18 protein-coding genes are annotated in these 17,924 nt (G+C 69.1%); 12 read left to right on the top strand and 6 right to left on the bottom strand.

The features are described 5' to 3' along the window. The first annotated feature begins 2,148 nt into the window (after nt 1–2,148). Complete coding sequence (locus F9C12_RS25665) at nt 2,149–3,531, top strand: LCP family protein (protein ID WP_409186852.1); 1,383 nt, start codon at nt 2,149–2,151, stop codon at nt 3,529–3,531. An 84-nt stretch (nt 3,532–3,615) separates the two neighbouring features. Further along, a complete protein-coding gene (phoU, locus tag F9C12_RS25660) occupies nt 3,616–4,290 on the top strand; it encodes a phosphate signaling complex protein PhoU (RefSeq protein WP_037808604.1) in 675 nt (224 codons plus the stop codon). 105 nt (nt 4,291–4,395) lie between these two features. On the opposite strand, the gene pstB is transcribed toward phoU, so the two are convergent. The 6 genes from pstB to F9C12_RS25630 form a co-directional block, all read right to left on the bottom strand. After that, the gene (pstB, locus tag F9C12_RS25655) at nt 4,396–5,172 is read right to left on the bottom strand and encodes a phosphate ABC transporter ATP-binding protein PstB (RefSeq protein WP_009084706.1); all 777 of its coding nucleotides are present in this window, start codon (nt 5,170–5,172) and stop codon (nt 4,396–4,398) included. 3 nt (nt 5,173–5,175) lie between these two features. Then, nucleotides 5,176–6,090, bottom strand: a complete 915-nt coding sequence (gene pstA, locus F9C12_RS25650) for a phosphate ABC transporter permease PstA (protein WP_409184376.1) — start codon at nt 6,088–6,090, stop codon at nt 5,176–5,178. 3 nt (nt 6,091–6,093) lie between these two features. Then, nucleotides 6,094–7,014, bottom strand: coding sequence for a phosphate ABC transporter permease subunit PstC (gene pstC / locus F9C12_RS25645; protein ID WP_409186851.1), 921 nt, complete (start codon nt 7,012–7,014; stop codon nt 6,094–6,096). 188 nt (nt 7,015–7,202) lie between these two features. Then, complete coding sequence (gene pstS / locus F9C12_RS25640; RefSeq protein WP_409462084.1) at nt 7,203–8,333, bottom strand: phosphate ABC transporter substrate-binding protein PstS; 1,131 nt, start codon at nt 8,331–8,333, stop codon at nt 7,203–7,205. Between the two features lie 240 nt (nt 8,334–8,573). Continuing rightward, a complete protein-coding gene (mshD, locus tag F9C12_RS25635; protein WP_409462083.1) occupies nt 8,574–9,473 on the bottom strand; it encodes a mycothiol synthase in 900 nt (299 codons plus the stop codon). A gap of 22 nt (nt 9,474–9,495) precedes the next feature. Then, complete coding sequence (locus F9C12_RS25630; protein ID WP_409186850.1) at nt 9,496–10,227, bottom strand: winged-helix domain-containing protein; 732 nt, start codon at nt 10,225–10,227, stop codon at nt 9,496–9,498. A 174-nt stretch (nt 10,228–10,401) separates the two neighbouring features. On the opposite strand from F9C12_RS25630, the gene F9C12_RS25625 reads away from it, so the two are divergent. The 10 genes from F9C12_RS25625 (at nt 10,402) to F9C12_RS25580 (ending at nt 17,835) form a co-directional block, all read left to right on the top strand. After that, nucleotides 10,402–11,304: a DUF2993 domain-containing protein gene (locus F9C12_RS25625; protein WP_409184373.1), complete on the top strand. Its 903-nt coding sequence runs from the start codon at nt 10,402–10,404 to the stop codon at nt 11,302–11,304. A 5-nt stretch (nt 11,305–11,309) separates the two neighbouring features. Next, on the top strand, nt 11,310–11,744 hold the full coding sequence (locus F9C12_RS25620; protein ID WP_409462082.1) for a TlpA family protein disulfide reductase: 435 nt from the start codon (nt 11,310–11,312) through the stop codon (nt 11,742–11,744). A gap of 410 nt (nt 11,745–12,154) precedes the next feature. Next, nucleotides 12,155–12,589 carry a DUF4395 domain-containing protein gene (locus tag F9C12_RS25615; protein ID WP_409184371.1) on the top strand — a complete coding sequence of 145 codons (435 nt, stop codon included), beginning with the start codon at nt 12,155–12,157 and terminating at the stop codon, nt 12,587–12,589. A gap of 31 nt (nt 12,590–12,620) precedes the next feature. Further along, the gene (locus tag F9C12_RS25610) at nt 12,621–13,457 is read left to right on the top strand and encodes a sulfurtransferase (RefSeq protein ID WP_409184370.1); all 837 of its coding nucleotides are present in this window, start codon (nt 12,621–12,623) and stop codon (nt 13,455–13,457) included. Beyond that, a complete protein-coding gene (locus F9C12_RS25605) occupies nt 13,457–13,762 on the top strand; it encodes a DUF1416 domain-containing protein (RefSeq protein ID WP_409184369.1) in 306 nt (101 codons plus the stop codon). The genes F9C12_RS25610 and F9C12_RS25605 overlap by 1 nt, the downstream gene beginning before the upstream one ends. Before the next feature lie 102 nt (nt 13,763–13,864). Beyond that, on the top strand, nt 13,865–15,199 hold the full coding sequence (locus F9C12_RS25600) for an MFS transporter (RefSeq protein ID WP_409462081.1): 1,335 nt from the start codon (nt 13,865–13,867) through the stop codon (nt 15,197–15,199). Between the two features lie 129 nt (nt 15,200–15,328). Then, nucleotides 15,329–15,940 (top strand): FABP family protein, encoded by a 612-nt coding sequence (locus F9C12_RS25595; RefSeq protein WP_409184367.1) that lies wholly within the window; start codon nt 15,329–15,331, stop codon nt 15,938–15,940. 16 nt (nt 15,941–15,956) lie between these two features. Then, complete coding sequence (locus F9C12_RS25590; RefSeq protein ID WP_409462080.1) at nt 15,957–16,559, top strand: 5-oxoprolinase subunit B family protein; 603 nt, start codon at nt 15,957–15,959, stop codon at nt 16,557–16,559. Beyond that, the gene (locus F9C12_RS25585; protein WP_409462079.1) at nt 16,559–17,410 is read left to right on the top strand and encodes a biotin-dependent carboxyltransferase family protein; all 852 of its coding nucleotides are present in this window, start codon (nt 16,559–16,561) and stop codon (nt 17,408–17,410) included. The genes F9C12_RS25590 and F9C12_RS25585 overlap by 1 nt, the downstream gene beginning before the upstream one ends. Before the next feature lie 2 nt (nt 17,411–17,412). Next, the gene (locus F9C12_RS25580; RefSeq protein ID WP_409462078.1) at nt 17,413–17,835 is read left to right on the top strand and encodes a hypothetical protein; all 423 of its coding nucleotides are present in this window, start codon (nt 17,413–17,415) and stop codon (nt 17,833–17,835) included. Nucleotides 17,836–17,924 lie beyond the last annotated feature (89 nt).

Genomic DNA, 17,924 nt, shown 5'->3' with positions numbered 1-17,924 from the left:
GCTTCGACTGGTCGAGACAGCGTCAATGGCGTCGGCAATCGGCACAGCCGAGAAGTCGCCGACGGTTCCGGAGCGAGCGGGGCAGCAGACGTATCCGCGGCCCCGGTCAACGGGGTCGGCGATCGGCGTGCCAGTTCTTCGGACGACGCGGGGGTCCCCGGCGGACGTCGGGCGAACCGGCTCGACGGGCCCGCGCGAGTGGGCGGGCGGGCGCTGCTTGGTGGAGCGGTGCCGGACAGTATCGGCGACCCGGATGCGTCCGGTGGAGGTGCGCGGCGTCGGGGGACTTATCGCGCTGAGCCGAGTGAACAGCTTGGCGAGACGGGCGGTCGGCGGGCTCAGCCTGCTGACGTTCGGCACGCCGCGCCGGACTCGGATGAGCGGCTCGGGGAATCCGACGCACGTCCTGATGCTGGTCTGGACCAGGGGGCTGGCCGTCGCGGGGAGCCGGGTGGGTCCGAAGCTTCGCCGGTGGAACCGGGCGGACGGGTTCGGCCTGGTTCGGGCGAGGCCGGGGAACCGCGGGGGCGTCGTGGTCAGGGGCTCGCCGGAGTCGGCGAGGGGCTGGCTCGGCCCGCGGAGGACGGTGGGCAGCCGGGGAGCACCGAGGTGGGTTCTCCGGAGCTGGGGATGCGACCGCGGCGTAGGCGGGCGGACGGGCTTCCGCCCCGGCCTCGGCAGGGTGGTGGCGTTCCGGTTTCGCCGGAGCCGCCCGGGCCTCGGCGGCCGCACGGTGCGGAGAACGCTCCTGGTCAGCGGATGGCCGGTCCGGATTCCGGCGGACATCGGTTGCCTGGCCCGGAGTTGGACGGGCCGCACACCGACGGGCCAATCTCCGCCGCGCGACGGATGCCCCGTCCGGAACCGGACGCGCAACGCATCGCCGGACCGCGACCAGCGGGACCGGATTCTCCTCGACCAACGCCGCCCGGGCCTGGCTCGGCAGCGCAGCAGCGGCCTGGTCCGCAGCTGGACCCGCAGCCCATGGCCGGGCTGGATGCCGATGGGTCAGCCGGGCCCGGCTCGGCCGCACAACGAATGCCCCGTCCGGAACCGGACGCACAGCGCATGGCCGGACCGCGACCAGCGGGACCGGATTCCCCTCGACCAACGCCGCCCGGGCCTGGCTCGGCAGCGCAGCAGCGGCCTGGCCCGGAACTGGACCCGCAGCCCATGGCCGGGCTGGATTCCGATGGCCCAGCTGGGCGCGGCTCGGCGGCACAGCGCATGGCCGGACCGCGCGCAGCAGGGCCGGACTCCCCTCGACCGGCGCCGCCCGCGCCCGGCTCGGCGGTGCAGCGGATGTCTGGTCCAGACCTGGACGCACCGCGAGCGGCTGGGCCGCGCCCGGCAGGGTCGGTTGTCGATGGGGCAGCGGGGCACGGGCAACGGGCAGCCGGTCCTGAGACGCCGGGTGTGCTCGATCCCGACGGGCAGCGCGCGACCGGGCAGGATTCCGGCGGCCACCGGGTGCCTAACGCGCCCAGTCGGCGACCGGCCGGTCCGGGAGTAGCTGGGCGGCGGTCGGGCGAACCGGCTGGCGGCGCGGAACCTGAGGACGAGCTTGAACGGACGCAGCTGAGTCCAGCCCTCGCGCCGGACCAGCGGCGGGGCAAGGGAGCGGCGCGGGGGCGTGCGGGGCTCGACGGTGACCGGCCACTCCCGGCGAATGGCTCCACGCCAGCCGGGAGGCCAGACCCAGAACGGACCCAGCTCAGCCCCGCACTCGACGGTGACCGGCCACGCCCGACGAATGGCTCCGCGCCAAGCGGGCGGCCAGACCCGGAACGAACCCAGCTCAGCCCCGCACTCGACGGTGACCGGCCACGCCCAGCGACTGGCTCCGCGCCAGGCGGAGGGCCAGACCCGGAACGGACCCAGCTCAGCCCCGCGGTGAACGGGGGGCGTCCTCGGCGCAGACCGGTGCCGAAGGGGCGGCAAGGCGCGTCGGAAGGCGAGCGGACCCAGCTCAGCCCGGTGCTCGACGGGAACTCGGCGGACCGGACGCAGTTCACGCCGGTCAAGGGAGTCGGTCTCGGGGCGAAAGCTCAGCTCAGCCCGGACGATCCGGGTCCGGCCGTCGAGGGGCCGAATGGCAAGCGGCCTCGGCGTACTCCGGCGAAGCCTGCCGCGGCGGTTCGGGCGGAGATGGATCCGCTCACGATGACCGACGAGATGGAGGCTATCGACGAGGCGACTCAGTACCGTCGCAAGATCGATCACAGTCTTGCTCGGTTCTCCGCCGCGCATGACGACGCCGCCGCGGAGGAAGCGAAGCGGCGCGAACGGCGGGAGCGGCTCACTACCCGTTCGATGGCCTTGCTCGAGCAGACTCGGACTGCGCTGCAGCGGGTGGTGCTGCTCGACAAAGAGGAAGAAGAGCAGCCTGCCGAAAAGCCGGAGCAGACGCGGCTGCAGGAGAAGAAACAGCGGCATACCGCGCGCAACGTCCGGATCGGGCGGATCGCGTTGATCGTGGTCGTCGTGCTTATTTTTGTCGGCACGGGCGTCGCGTGGGGTGCGGTTACCTGGTTTGACGCCAAGTTCGCTCAGGTATCCGCGCTGGACGAGAACTCTTCCGACATCCAGAACGCCGAGGGGCAGGCCAACGACGAGAACTTCCTCATGGTCGGCTCCGATTCCCGCGACGGTGCGTCCTCCGAAGAAAACGTCGGCGACGCGGCCAATATCCCCGGCGCGCGGTCGGACACAGTCATGGTCGCGCACGTTCCCGCGGACCGGAAACGGGTCGTCGTCGTTTCGTTCCCTCGCGACCTCGAAATCGACCGGCCCGATTGCAACCGGTGGGATCCGGCCAAAGCCCAGACTACCGACGAGGTCGTGCCCGAGCAGAAAATCGCGAAGCTCAACACGGCCTACGCGATCGGCGGGCCGCAATGCATGACGAAGGTGATCCAGAAAGTCACCGGCCTGCGGATCAACCATTTCGTCGGCATCGACTTCAACGGGTTCAAGGAAATGGTCGACGCGGTGCACGGGGTGACCGTGCACAACGAGAAACCGATCGACGACACCGTGCTCGGCAAGGTGCTGGCCGAAACCGGCGACGTGACCATTTCCGGCGACCAGGCGCTGAGCTACGTGCGCGCGCGGCACGTCAAGGGCGACCCGACCTCCGACTACGGCCGGATCAAGCGGCAGCAGGCGTTCATCGGGGCACTGCTCAAGAAGGTCATGTCTTCGGATGTCGTGCTGGACCCGGGGAAACTGTCCGGCTTCATCACCGCTTTCGCGCACGCGACGTTCGGCGACAACCTCGGCGTGCAGCAAATGATGACGCTCGCGCAGTCGATGCGCGGGCTCGACCCGGCGAACATCAACTTCATGACCGTGCCCACCGTCGGCCTGCCGAACAAGCGCGGCAACGAAGTCCTGGTCCAGGAAAAGACCAAGAGCCTCTTCGACGCGTTGCGCGACAACACCCCGCTCCCGGGCAACCAGCCCGCCGGCACCGCGGCGAACGCGCCGCCCGCCAACGCGGATTCGCGCAAGAGCGCCAACTCCGGCTGAGCACTTCGGATTCGTTAGGCGGGGTTCATATGCGGTTCACCCAGCGATGCGGTATTCGGACAGTCCACGACGTAGGGTGTGCTCATGCGTGAGGCCTACCATGTCGAACTCGATCAGCTCGCCGAAAACCTGGCCGCGATGTCGGTCCAGGTTGCCGACGCCATGGAGCGGGCCACCAAAGCACTGCTGGAGGTCGACCTCGGCCTCGCCGAGCAGGTGATCAGCGACGACGCGAAGGTCGACGACGCGCGTGCCGAATGCGAGGAGCAGGCGTACGCGCTGCTGGCGCTGCAGGCCCCGGTCGCGACCGATCTGCGCACCGTGCTCGCCGCCATCCACGCGGCGGAAAGCCTGGAGCGCATGGGAGATCTCGCCCTGCACGTCGCCAAGGCCGCCCGCCGCCGCCACCCCGACCCGGTGCTGCCGGAAGCGGTCAAGCCGTACTTCGCCGAGATGGGCCGGGCCGCGGTCAAGCTCGCCCGCCAGGTCGAGGCGATCATCAAGACCAAGGATGTGTCCGCGGCCAAGGACCTCGAGGCCGAGGACGACCAGGTCGACGACCTGCACCGGCACCTGTTCACCGTGCTGATGGACCGCGAATGGCCGCACGGCGTCGCCTCCGCGGTCGACGTCACGCTGCTCGGCCGCTTCTACGAGCGCTACGCCGACCACGCGGTGTCCGTCGCCAAGCGGATGATTTTCGTGGTCACCGGCCGGATGCCCGGCTACGGCACCGACGACGAGGACCTGACCATCTGAGACACCACGACAAAAACCGCCGCCCGAGCCAACGGGCGGCGGTTTTTTAGTGCCCGGAAAACGGCCGCCCAGGCAGGGAAACCAGGGCGGCCGTCCACAGTGGAATCAGCCGAAGCGGCCCGAAATGTAGTCCTCGGTGGCCTTCTCGTCCGGGTTGGAGAAGATCTTCTCCGTGTCGTTCAGCTCGATCAGCCTGCCCGGCTGACCGACGCCGGCCAGGTTGAAGAACGCGGTCTGGTCCGAAACCCGCGCCGCCTGCTGCATGTTGTGCGTCACGATGACGATCGTGTAGTCCTTCTTCAGCTCGCCGATCAGGTCCTCGATCGCCAGCGTCGAGATCGGGTCCAGCGCCGAACACGGCTCGTCCATCAGGAGCACGTCCGGCTGCACCGCGATCGCCCGCGCGATGCAGAGCCGCTGCTGCTGCCCGCCGGAAAGGCCGCCGCCCGGCTTGTTCAGCCGGTCCTTGACCTCGTTCCACAGGTTCGCGCCGCGCAGCGCGCGCTCGGCGACCTCGTCGAGCTGCTTGCGGCTCTTCACCCCGCCGAGCCGGAGACCGGCCACCACATTGTCCTTAATGGACATCGTGGGGAACGGGTTCGGCCGCTGGAACACCATGCCGATGGTGCGCCGCACCTGCACCGGGTCCACCGCCGAGGCGTAGATGTCCTCGCCGTCGAGCAGCACCTGCCCGTCGACCCGAGCCCCCGGAATGACCTCGTGCATCCGGTTCAGCGTGCGCAGCACGGTCGATTTGCCACAGCCCGACGGCCCGATGAACGCGGTCACGTTCCGCGGCGGGACGTTCAGCGTGACGCTGTCCACGGCGTGGAACTTGCCGTAGTAGATGTCCAGGTCTTTGACGTCGATTCGCTTGGCCATGACTCACTTCTTCTTCGGGGCGACGATGCGGGAAAGGACCGTGGCGAGCAGGTTGATCACGGCGATGATGAGCACCAGGGTGAGCGCGGCTCCCCAGATCCGGTCGAAGCCGACGCTGCCCGGGTCCATCGAGTTGGTGGCGCGTTCGTTGTTCATCACCAACGGCAGCGACGCCTGCTCCCCGCTGAAGATGTTCCAGTTGACGTAGGACGTGTACCCGACGAGCACCAGCAGCGGCGCGGTTTCGCCCATCACGCGGGCGAGCGCCATCATGATGCCGCCGAGAATGCCCGACAGCGCCGTCGGAAGCACGATCTTCATGATCGTCTTCCACTTCGGGACGCCCAGCGCGTAGGAGGCCTCGCGCAGGTCGTCCGGCACGATCCGCAGCATTTCCTCCGCCGAGCGGACGACCACCGGAATCATCAGCAGCACCAAGGCCAGCGACACCGCGAACCCGCTGCGCGGCAGGCCGAGCGTGGTGACCCACAGCGCGTAAATGAACAGAGCGGCCACAATGGACGGAACACCGGAGAGGATGTCCACCATGAACGTGGTGGCCCTGGCCAGCTTGCCGCGGCCGTATTCGACGAGGTAGATCGCGACCAGCAGGCCGATCGGCACCGAGATGACCGCGCACACGAGACCCTGCAGCAGGGTGCCGATGACTGCGTGCAGCACGCCGCCGCCGACCTCGTCGCCGAGCACCGAACCGAAGTCCTGGCCCCACCAGTTGCTGTACGGGATCCGCTTGATCCCGTTGGCGATCACCGTGTACAGCACCCACACCAGCGGGATCACGGCGATCAGGAACGACAGCCACACCAGCACGGTGGCCACGCCGTTCTTGACCTTGCGGGCCGCGCTCACCTGTTGGAAAGCCGGTGTCGTCGCGGGCCGTTCGAGGGTGGTCGACACGCCTCACTCCCCCTTCTTGCCGACGATCGAGCGCGCGGCGAAGTTGACCAGGAACGTCAGCACGAACAACACCAGGCCGGCCGCGATGTACGCGCCGGCCGAGGTCGGGTTGTTGAACTCGCTGTAGTTCTGGGCGATTTTCGAGGCGAACGTCGCGCCGCCGTCGAAGAGGCTCCAGTCGAAGTTGCGGCCCTGCGGGATCAGCAGGATCACCGCCAGGGCAATGGTTTCACCGAGTGCGCGGCCGAGGCCGAGCATCGACGCGCCGACGAAACCGGCCTTGCCGAACGGAAGCACCGTGGTGCGAATGACCTCCCAGCGCGTGGCTCCGAGCGCGAGCGCGCCCTCGACCTGCGCGGTGGGCGTGCGCTCGAAAACCTCGCGGGTGAGGGACGTGATGATCGGCAGGATCATCACCGCCAGCACGATTCCGGCGGTGAAAATGGTGCCGCGCACGTTCGGCGCGATGTTGCCCGGCGCGAAAATCGGAATCCACGAGAAGGTGCGGTTGACCCACTCGGAAAACGGCTCGATCGCGGGCGCGAACACGAGAATGCCCCACAGGCCGAAAATGATCGACGGCACCGCGGCGAGCAGATCCACGATGTAGGCGAACGGCCGGGCCAGTTTCGGCGGCGCGTACTGGGTGAGAAACAGCGCGATGCCCAGCGAGATCGGCATCGCGATGATCAGCGCCACCAGCGAGGTCGCCACGGTGACCTCGGCGAGGTCGGCGATCCCGAAGGCCATGTTGGCCGGGTCGTTCGTCGACCACCCGTGGTTGAACAGGAAGTTGACCTTGTCCGCCTTCAGCGCCGGAATCGCCTGGACGACCAGGAAAATCCCGATCAGGGCGATCAGGGCGACGACGAAGATCCCGGCCCCGGTGGTCAGGTTCTGGAAGATGCGGTCACCGGCTCGCACCTTCGTCGGCTTCTTCCGCGCGGGCGGCGCTTCCGGCGCCGGCGCGGGTGGCTTGTCCGAAATCGGATCCTCCGGGAACGCTCGGGCGGACGACGAACGCCCACCGGGGTCGCCGGTGGGCGTTCGCGTCGAGGATTGGTCGCTCATCGACAGTCTCTAGTCAGCCTTCGTACCAGCTAGCCGTTGTTTCAGGAAATTTCCTTGACGGCCTTCAGCACCTTGTCCTGCAGGCTCTGCGGGATCGGCACGTAGCCCTTGGCCGACAGCGGCTGCTGGCCGTCGGTGGCCGACACCGTCAGGAACGCCTTGACGGCCTTCGCGACGTCCGGGTTCGAGTACTTCGAGCACACGATCTCGTACGTGGTCAGCAGCAGCGGGTAGGCGCCCGGCACGTTGCTGGAGTAGATGCCGTTGAGGTCCATCGCCAGGTCGTTGGTGCCCGGGTGGAAGAACTTGGCGGCGTCCAGGGACTTCGCCACGTTCTGCGCGTTCAGCTCGACGCCGCCGGAGCCGCTGTCGATCAGGGCCGGGGTGACGCCGTCCTTGGCGAACGCGCTCTCCACGTAGGTGATCGAGCCGTCCGCGCCCTTGACGGTGCTCGCGACCCCGTTCGAGCCCTGCGCACCGTTGCCGACGCCGCCGTTGAACTTCTTGCCCGCGCCCTGGGTCCAGACGTCCTTGGCGGCCGCGCCGAGGTACTTCTGGAAGTTGTCGGTGGTGCCCGACTCCTCGGAGCGGGAGACGACCTGGATCGGCTTGTCCGGCAGGTTCAGGTTCTCGTTGCCCTTGACCGCCTTGATCGCCGGGTCGTTCCAGTTCTTGATGCCGCCGTTGAAGATCTTGGCGATGACCTGCGGGGTCAGCGTCAGCTTGTCCACCCCGGACAGGTGGTAGCCGACCGCGATCGGGCCGACGACCAGCGGGATGTTCAGCGCGGGCGAACCGCAGCGCTTGGTGGCGGCCTCGAGGTCGGCGTCCTTGACCGGCGAGTCCGAACCGCCGAAGTCGACCTGGTTGGCGTTGAACTGCTTGACGCCCGCGCCGGAGCCGGTGCCGTTGTAGTTCACCTTCTGGCCGGGGCACTTCTTGGCGTAGGCCTGGTTGAACACCTCGATGGCGTTCTTCTGGGCCGACGAGCCCTCAGCGGACAGCGGGCTCTTGCCCCCGCAGTCGACCTGGGCGGTTCCGGTGGCGGCGGGAGCGGCGGAGTTCGAGCCCGCGCCGCTGTTGGACGCCGAAGGGTCGGAGCCACAAGCGGCGAGGACGAGCGCGGCGCTCGCCACGATGCCGACGGCACCCAGGGGCCGCATGATCTTCACTGCATTTCCTCCACTCGGAGATGTGCCTTTTTGAATCCGGTCGGGATCGGCGGGCGGGTGAGCCGCACCGGAACCGGACACTAGGCAGCCTCGGTGGACGGTCGTCCTTGGTTGGATGAACGGAAGGTGAACAAGTCACCGTTTGTGAGCAGGACTACTACCCCGAACGGGTGCCGTGGCCTGCTCGTGACCTGCTAGTACGCGGAAAGTAACACGGGTCACCGGTCGCGTCGACCGTGATCACTCACCGTACTGGACGTCGGTCTCGAAACGCTGGAACCCCAGCTTGTTGTACACGGCCAAGGCCGCGGCGTTGTCGCCCTCGACGTAGAGGATCACCCTCGGTAGCCCTCGCGAGCGCAGGTAGCGGAGTCCGGCCAAGGTCAGCGCCTTCCCCAGGCCACTACCCTGAGTAGCCGGATCCACGCCGACCACGTAGACCTCCCCGACCGGGTCGCCGTCGAACCGGCCGGGCACCGGGTCGTGCACCTTCGTCCAGTGGAAGCCGACGAGCTCGCCGCTCTCGTTCTCCGCGAGGAAGAAGCCGGCCGGGTCGAACCAGGCCTGCCGCTCTTCGGCGCGCACCTCCGCGACGGTCAGCGCGCCCTGTTCCGGATGCCAGTCGAACGCGCGCGCGTTGACCGCGACCATCGCGTCCTCGTCCTGGCCCGGCACGAAGGTGCGCAGCCGGAAACCGTTGTGCAGCACCGGTTCCGGCCAGTCCGCATCGGACACGTCGACGTGCAGGATCAGCAACTCGCGCTGCCGGCCGAGGCCGAGTTTCGCCGCGATCGCCGCCGCGCCAGGGTGATCGCCGTGCGCCCACACGCGGAGTCCCGCGTCGGCGCGCTCGACTACCGCCCGCGCGAGTGCGGTGCCGACGCCGCGACGCCGGAAATCCGGGTGCACGAACAGCTCCGCGACCTGGTGGCCGTGGGAATCGCCTTCGGTGTCAAGGTGCACGTATCCGGCCGGCGTGCCGTCGAAGCGAGCGAGGAGGTGTAGCCCGCCCTCGAATTCGCGCGGCAGCGGCCCGGTCGCGTCGACCTCGGGACGTCCGTCAGCCGCTTTGACTGCGAGCAGCACTTCGCGCGCCGCGTCGTCGGGATCGGTCGTCCAGTCGCCAAGGTCGATAGCCACAAACCGACCTTACCGGCGAACGTCAGTGGGAGGTCAGCTCCGAAGCGTCGGCCGGAGCGGCGACAGCGGGCTTCGCGCCCTTCGCCGGCCGCTCGAACTTGTAGCCGACGTTGCGCACCGTGCCGATCATCTGCTCGTGCTCCGGGCCGAGCTTCGCGCGAAGCCGCCGTACGTGGACGTCGACCGTGCGCGTACCGCCGAAGAAGTCGTAACCCCACACTTCCTGCAGCAGCTGCGCGCGAGTGAACACGCGACCGGCGTGCTGGGCGAGGTACTTGAGGAGCTCGAACTCCTTGTACGTCAGCTCTAGCGTGCGACGGCGCAGCTTCGCCGTGTACGTCGCTTCGTCGATGACAAGGTCGCCTACGCGCAGCTCGGCGTCCGCCTGCAGACCGATGCCGTCGCGAGTGGTGGCCAGCCGCAGCCGCGCGTCGACCTCCGCCGGACCAGCGGTCGGCAGCAGGATGTCGTCCGTGCGCCATTCGGAGTTGACCGCGACCAGGCCGCCTTCGCCGACGACAGCGATGACCGGCGTGCCCGATTCGTCTTCCGCGCCCTTAAGCAACCGGCACAGGCTCTTCGCGGACGCGAGATCGCTGCGCGCGTCGAGCAGGATGACGTCGCGGTGGCCCGCGTCGAGCAGGGCCGTCACTTCCGGCTCGCGTACGCGTACGGTGTGCGGCAGCAGGTCCAGCGCGGGTAGTACGGAGGTAGCGTCGAGTTCCCCCGTCAGCACCAGCAGGTCCAAGCTCATGATCCGCACCGCCTTCAGATTCGTCGCCTCGAACGTGGCGTCGGTCGGTGCTAAGTGAGAATAGCGGGTGAACACCCCGGCACCTAGCGCGTGCTGGATCGATCACACCTGGGCCAACCGTCCGGACGTGACCCGCACCACGACGAAATCCACCCGAACAGGAGAACCGAGGCGATGGCGAGCAGGCCCGTGACGCGGGACGACCGACCGGCCAGCAACCCCGGCGGCGGCCGCCGCGGCAGGCGCGTGCGGCGGTGGCTCATCGTGCTGGGAGTGCTGGTGCTCCTGCTGGTCGGTGCGGATTTCGGAGCGGCGGCCTTCGCCGAGCACACGATCTCGCAGAAGGCCCGCGCACAGCTCGGGCTGAGCGACGATCCGTCGGTCACCATCCACGGTTTCCCGTTCACCGTGCAGGCGCTCTCCGGTGACTACAGTCACATCTCCGTTTCCGCGGACGGCGTGCCGGTCGGCAGCGAACTTCGCGACCTGCGCGTGAGCGCCGAACTCGAGGACGTCATCGCGCCGCTGTCGGACCTCACGTCCGGCAACACCAAGGCGGTGAAGATCGGCAAGCTCACCGGCGCGGTGACGATCAAGGCGTCCGACCTCGCCCGGGTCTCGCCGCTGAACAAGATCCAGAACCTGAAGATCGAGCAGTCGACCCAGGCGTACGTCAAATACGGCGACACCGAGCAGGGCAAGCAGCCGGACCCGACGCCGACCAACGCCGACGGCGAACCGGCCGACGGCACCAGCGCGGGCGTGCGGATCTCCGGCGACGTCCAGGTGGCCGGGCAGAAGGTCGAGATCTTCTGCTTCGCGCTGATCCAGCTCAAGGAGAAGACGATCTCGATCGTGCCTTACCGGTTGCAGTTCGGGAATGACCAGAGCACCACGATCGTTCCGGAAGCCGTGCAGAAAGCTCTGTTGCCGAACTTCCGGGCGTCCATCTCGACGACCCGGCTGCCGCTGTCGGTCACCCCGACCGCGGTCCGCGTGGACAGCGGTTCGGTGACCATCAAGGGCGAAGCGCAGGACGTGAACTTCGCCGACCTGTCCACCAACCACGGAGGCTGATCCCGGTGACCGGAGTGTGGGTGCTGCTGGCGACGCTGGTCGTCGCGACGGCCGCGGGCCTGGTTCTGCGCGCGCGCAACGGCCGGATCCGCGCGGCCAAACCGGCCGCCGCGACCCGTGCCCTCCCCGCTCCGGTCGCCGAGGCCCTTGATCCGGAATCCGCCGTCACCCTGGTGCAGATCTCCACCACGTTCTGCACCCCGTGCCGGCACACGCGGGCGATTCTGTCGTCGCTCGCGGAGAAGACAGACGGCCTGCACCACGTCGACCTGGACGTCACCGAACGTCCCGAGGTCGCGCAGGCGCTGTCGGTGCTCAGCACGCCGACCACGCTCGCGCTGGACCCGGAAGGCCGGGAACTGCTGCGCGTGGGCGGCGTGCCCAAGGGCCCGGAGCTGCTCGAGGCGCTCCGCCCGCACCTCGCCGCCGCATCGCGCTGACGCGCGCGGCCCCGCTCCGGCTGCCCCTCGCCGCGCCGGCCCTCGCCGCCCCGCCGAATCCGTACCCGGCACCTCCTCGCCGCCCCGCCGAACCGCGCGCACGCTGCTCGACCGCCGCGCCGGACACCACGGTCCGCGGTGGTTGATTCTCAGGATCCGGACCTCGTCCCAAGGAATGAACATGGTTCCGGGAGCGAGCGAGCCTGGGTACCCTCCCCCCTGTGGACGAGCTGCCCATCACCCTCCTGACGCAGCGCCGCGCGGTCGATTTCTGCCGCGTGCGCAGCAGCTTGTGTCTGCCTTTTCCCGGTCGGCGCTGAAGCACGTCTCGCGCCGTCTCGCAGTTCGCCCCGTCTTCGCCGCGTGCTGTCGACGCACGCCCTTCCCCTCGCACTGAGCAGGAGGAACCCATGTCCGCCGGACCGGCCGTAGACCCGCGAGGTCCCAGGTTCGCCGCGATCGTGACCACGGTGGTGCTCGCCGTCGTGCTGATCACGCAGTGGTGGCCGTTGCTCGCACTGCAGACCGTGGTCTTCGCGATCGGGGCGTTCGTCGGGCTCAAGCCCGCGCCGTACTCGGTGCTGTACCGGCTCGTGGTCGCGCCGCGGCTCGGGCCGACCACCGAACGCGAGGACGCCGCCCCGCTGCGGTTCGCCCAAGCGGTCGGGTTCGTGTTCGCGCTCGTCGGCACGATCGGCTTCGCGACCGGCGTGACGCCGCTCGGCGTCGTCGCCACCGCGTTCGCGCTTTTCGCCGCCTTCCTCAACGCGGCGTTCAACTACTGCCTCGGGTGCCAGGTGTACCTGCTGCTCAAGCGTTTCAGCCCCGCGCGGGCGTCCTCGTAAAACCCCAACCCAGAAAGAGAGCCAGCCTCCCATGAGCCGAGAAGACGTCCTGGTCACCACCCAGTGGGCCGAGGAAAACCTGGACACCCCGGGCGTGGTGTTCGCCGAGGTCGACGAGGACACGACCGCTTACGACAACGGGCACATCCGCGGCGCGGTGAAGCTCGACTGGCGCAAGGACCTCCAGGACGGCGTCCGCCGCGACTTCGTCAACAAGGAGGGCTTCGAGAAGCTCCTGTCGGAGAAGGGCATCTCGAACGACGACCGCGTGATCCTCTACGGCGGCAACAACAACTGGTTCGCCGCGTACGCGTACTGGTACTTCAAGCTCTACGGCCACGAGAACGTGCAGCTGCTCGACGGCGGCCGCAAGAAGTGGGAGCTCGACGGCCGCGAGCTGAGCTCCGACGAGGTCAAGCGCGAGCCGACCAACTACAAAGCCAAGGACCAGGACCTGTCGCTGCGCGCGTTCCGCGACGAGGTCGTCCAGTCGATCGGCTCGAAGAATTACATCGACGTGCGCTCGCCCGACGAGTACTCCGGCAAGCTGCTCGCCCCGGCGCACCTGCCGCAGGAGCAGTCGCAGGTGCCGGGCCACATCCCGGGCGCGCTGAACGTGCCGTGGGCGAAGGTCGCCAACGAGGACGGCACCTTCAAGTCCGAGCAGGAGATCAAGGACCTCTACGCCGAAGCCGGCTACGACGAGAGCAAGCCGACCATCGCGTACTGCCGCATCGGCGAGCGTTCGTCGATCGCCTGGTTCGCCCTGCACGAGCTGCTCGGCCAGCAGGACGTGAAGAACTACGACGGTTCGTGGACGGAATACGGTTCGCTGGTCGGCGTTCCGGTCGAGTTGGGAGCTAAGTGATGGCAGACGGCTGCAGCGCACCGGCACAGGTCGCGACCCCGGCGGACTTCGACACGAACGGCCAGGTCGTGCTGGCCGGCAAGGTCACCGGAGCCGACGGACCGGTCGGCGGCGCGTTCGTCCGGCTGCTCGACGGCGGCGGCGACTTCGCCGGCGAGGTCGTGTCCTCGGCGGACGGCGATTTCCGGTTCTACGCGGCCGAGGGTTCCTGGACGGTGCGCGCGCTGCACCGCACGGGCAACGGCGAGGCCACCGTGACCGCGGAGGGCCCGGGCTTGCACCAGCTGGCCATCTCGGTTGCCTGACAAGGTTTTCTCGCAGAAGGGCCCCTCGGATATCGAGGGGCCCTTCTCGCGTCTGCGGGAATGCTTGACCTCAAGACGGCTTGAGGAGCCAAGCTCGCGGGCGTGTCGCAAACGAAAACCATTACGCGGAGCCCGCTGCTGGCCGCCGCCGTGTTCCTCGGCAGCTTCATGGCGTTGCTCGACGCGAGCGTGGTGAGCGTCGCGCTGCCGACCGTCCAGCGCGACCTGCACGCCGAATTCACTGACCTGCAATGGATTGTGGACGGGTACACCGTCGGGCTCGCCGCGTTGATGCTCACCGGCGGCACGCTCGGCGACCGGTACGGCCGCAAGCGGATCTACCTCGGCGGGCTCGCCGTGTTCACGCTCGCCTCGCTGGCGTGCGGCCTCGCTCCGACCCTCGGACTGCTCATCGCCGCCCGCGTGGGACAAGGGATCGCGGCCGCCGCGGTCATCCCGGGCGGCCTCGCGCTGCTGGCGCACGCGTATCCGGAGCCGCGGGAACGGGCCCGGATGCTGGGGGCGTGGGGCGGGGTGGCCGGATGCGCGCTGGTCGTCGGCCCGCTCATCGGCGGACCGATCACCGACGCGCTCGGCTGGCCGACGATCTTCCTGATCAACCTGCCCATCGGGGTGTGCGCGGTGCTCGCCGGGCACCGCGGGCTCACCGAATCGTCCGACCCGGCGCACGGCGCGCTGGACTTGCCCGGCCAGCTGCTCGGAGCGTTGTGGATCGGGGCCTTCACCTACGCCGTGATCGCGTCCGACGCCGTGGCCGCCGCGCTCGGCGCGCTGGCGCTGATCGCGTTCGTCGTGGTGGAACTGCGCGCCCCGCATCCGATGCTGCCGATCCGGTTGTTCGGCAAGTTCCGCTTCGCCGCCTCGATCTTCACCTCGTTCGTGATCGGCTTCGCCTGCTATCCGTTGCCGGTGCTGATCGCCGTGTACCTGCAGCAGGCCTGGGGCAGCACCGCCTCGAAGGCAGGCGTGCAGATGCTGCCGTACGTCGTCGCCAACGCCGTTCTCGCGTTCTTCTCCGGACGGCTCGCCGGCCGGTTCACCGCGGAACGCGTGCTGCCGGTCGGTCTCACCATCACCGCGGCGGGCAGCTTCGCCTTCCTCCTGGTCGACCCCACGAGCCCGGATTGGCTGCTCAGCGTCCCGTTGACGCTGTCCGGCGTCGGGCTCGGCCTGAGCATCACCCCGACGAACGTCGTCGGTCTCGCCGGGCTTCCGGTGCGGCGCACGGGCACCGCGGCGGGCACGGTCAACGCTGCGCGGCAGGTCGGAATGGCGCTCGGCGTGGCCGCGCTCGGGGCGCTTCTCGATCATGGCAGCACGCTCACGACCGGGCTGCAGACCGCGATGACGGTGGCCGGAGCCGCGCTGCTGGCGGTGACCGTCCTCACCGCCGCGACCCTGCGCAGCGCTAGATGAGCCGGGGCGGACTATTGTCCTCGCTGTGGAGACCTTGTTTACGACCCTGTTGATCATCGCGGGCATCGCCACCGTGTGGTTCGCGGTCTACGTCGTCTACCGGCTGTACGCCGACCAGCGCTGAGCAGCATGACGAGCGGCGACGAAGCCATCGCAGCGGCCGAGAAGCGGGCGGAAAGCACGCGCGACCGCAACCTGCCGTTGTGGGACGACCTGCCGATCCCGAACGACACGGCGAACCTGCGCGAGGGCCCGAACCTGAACGACGCGTGCCTCGCGCTGCTGCCGCTCGTCGGCGTCTGGCGCGGCGAGGGCGAGATCGACTACCCGACGATCGACGGGCCGATCAAATTCGCCCAGCAGCTGACCGTCTCCCACGACGGCCGCCCGTTCCTGTTCCACGAGGCGCGCTCGTGGCTGCTGAACGAGGACGGCAGCGTGCTGCGGCCGGCCGCCCGCGAAACCGGGTTCTGGCGCCCGCAGGAGGACGACACCATCGAGCTGCTGCTCACGCACAGCTCCGGCATCGTCGAGCTGTACTACGGGAAACCGCGCAGCCAGACGGCCTGGGAACTCGGCACCGACGCGGTCATCCGCACCGCGACGGCCAAGGAGGTCACCGGCGCACAGCGGCTGTACGGCCTGGTGAACGGTGACCTCGGGTACGTCGAGGAACGCGCGATGGTCGGCCAGGAATTGCAGCCGCACGCCTCCGCGCTGCTGCGCCGCGTGGTGGGCTGAGGCTCCGGGAGACGCCGTGCGCTGGCGGCGGTACGGCGAAGACGCCGCCCTGCTCGACTGCGCCTCGCTCGAGGAGATGAGCGCGGCCCGGGCGACCCTCGCGCAAGCCGCGCTCGACGGCGTCGACGAGATCGTTCCCGGGGCCCGCACTCTGCTGGTGGTCGCTTCCCCGAGCGCCCTGGAAGCCGCGCGCTCGTTGCTGGCTTCGGCCGATTTGGAGCATCCGCCTGCCGGGGACGCTCGCGAAGTCGTCTTGGACGTGCGCTACTCCGGCGAGGACCTCTCCCTGGTCGCCGAGGACGCCGGGCTCCGCGTGGACGAGGTCGTCACCCTCCACACCAGCACGGTCTACACGGTCGCGTTCACCGGTTTCGCGCCCGGTTTCGGTTACCTCGCCGGACTTCCCGCTCAGCTGCGGCAGCCGCGGCTCACTTCTCCCCGGACCCGCGTCCCCGCCGGGTCGGTGGCCATCGCGGACGAGTACACCGGCGTCTACCCGCGGGAATCACCTGGTGGCTGGCGGTTGATCGGCCATACCGAGGCGACGCTTTTCGATCCGTCCGCAGCGCAACCGGCGTTGTTCACGCCCGGGCTCCGCGTCCGGTTCCGGAGCGTCTGATGCGTGCTGTGGAGATCGTCTCGCCCGGATCGCTGGCTCTGGTGCAAGATCTCGGCCGCCCCGGTTACGCACATCTGGGCGTCCCACCGTCGGGTGCTCTCGACGTCGCCGCACTACGGCTCGGCAACCGGCTGGTCGGCAATCCCGAGGACGCCGCCGGCATCGAAACGGTGCTGGGCGGACTGACCGTCCGGGCGGCGGTTTCGTGCACCGCCGCGGTGACCGGACCGCCGGTCGCGGTGACTGTGGACGGACGCGAAACCGGCTCGCACACGCCGATTCCGTTGCGGCCAGGCCAAAAACTGACGATCGGCCGCCCCGCCTCCGGACTGCGCTGCTACCTGACGGTGTCCGGCGGCATCGCCGTGCCGCCGGTTCTGGGGAGCCGGTCGACTGATGTCCTATCCGGACTCGGCCCCTCGCCATTGGAAGCTGGCACGAGAGTCCCCCTCGGTCCGGTCACCGGTGTTCCGTCCGGTGCCGACGTGGTCGCCGCCCCGCCCGTGCCATCCCAGCTGACCGTGCCGGTTGTGCTCGGCCCGCGCGACGACTGGTTCGCCGACCCCGCGAGCACGCTCAACACACAGTGGACGGTGACCGCGGAATCCAACCGAGTGGGGGTCCGCCTTGACGGGCCGCCACTACGTCGAGTGTCCACTTCGGAATTGCCCAGCGAAGGCGTGCTCACCGGCGCGATCCAGGTCCCGCCGAACGGATTGCCGCTGGTCTTCCTGGCCGATCACCCGACCACGGGCGGTTATCCGGTCATCGCGGTCGTGAGACGGGCGTCACTCGGAGCACTCGCTCAAGCACGCCCCGGAACCTTGGTGCGGTTCCGCGCGTCCTTGTGAGCGTGGAACGGGTAACGATCACCGGCGGCGCGGGTTTCCTGGAGCTGAACACCGGAGGACGGGCGGAGCTGCCGCAGTCGCTGCGCATCGCGCTCGCGACCGGCCAGGTACGCCTCCCGCTGGCCGAAACCCTCCGCGAACTGCTGTCGTTGCTCGTCGACGGCCACTACCGGGTGAGCGGCCCGCAACGATTCGAGGCGGCGAACCTGGTCCCGGCGAACGACTGGCCGGACGACGACGATGCCCGGGTCGCGTACTACCGAACGGCGATCCGCGCCGGACACCGCCCGGTGGCGGTGGTCCTGTCCGGCACGCGGCCGATGCTGGTGGACGGGCACCACAAGATCACCGCTTACCGGGCGGAGGGGGTCACGCCGTCGGTGGTGCTGATTTCGGCTGGTCAGCCGGGGGCCGGGGGTGAGTGAGAAGTTCGCCGGGGGGCTGAACACGCCTGCCGCTTCGCACCGCTGACCGACCCTGAGGACGGTTTCGGATCGATCGAAGAGCAGGCCAC

Origin of the sequence: Amycolatopsis sp. GA6-003 (assembly GCF_046267895.1) — a bacterium.
In the GTDB taxonomy this organism is placed as follows: Bacteria; Actinomycetota; Actinomycetes; order Mycobacteriales; family Pseudonocardiaceae; genus Amycolatopsis.
Note: the sequence above shows the minus strand (reverse complement) of the source record. Positions and strands in the feature narration are given on the sequence as shown.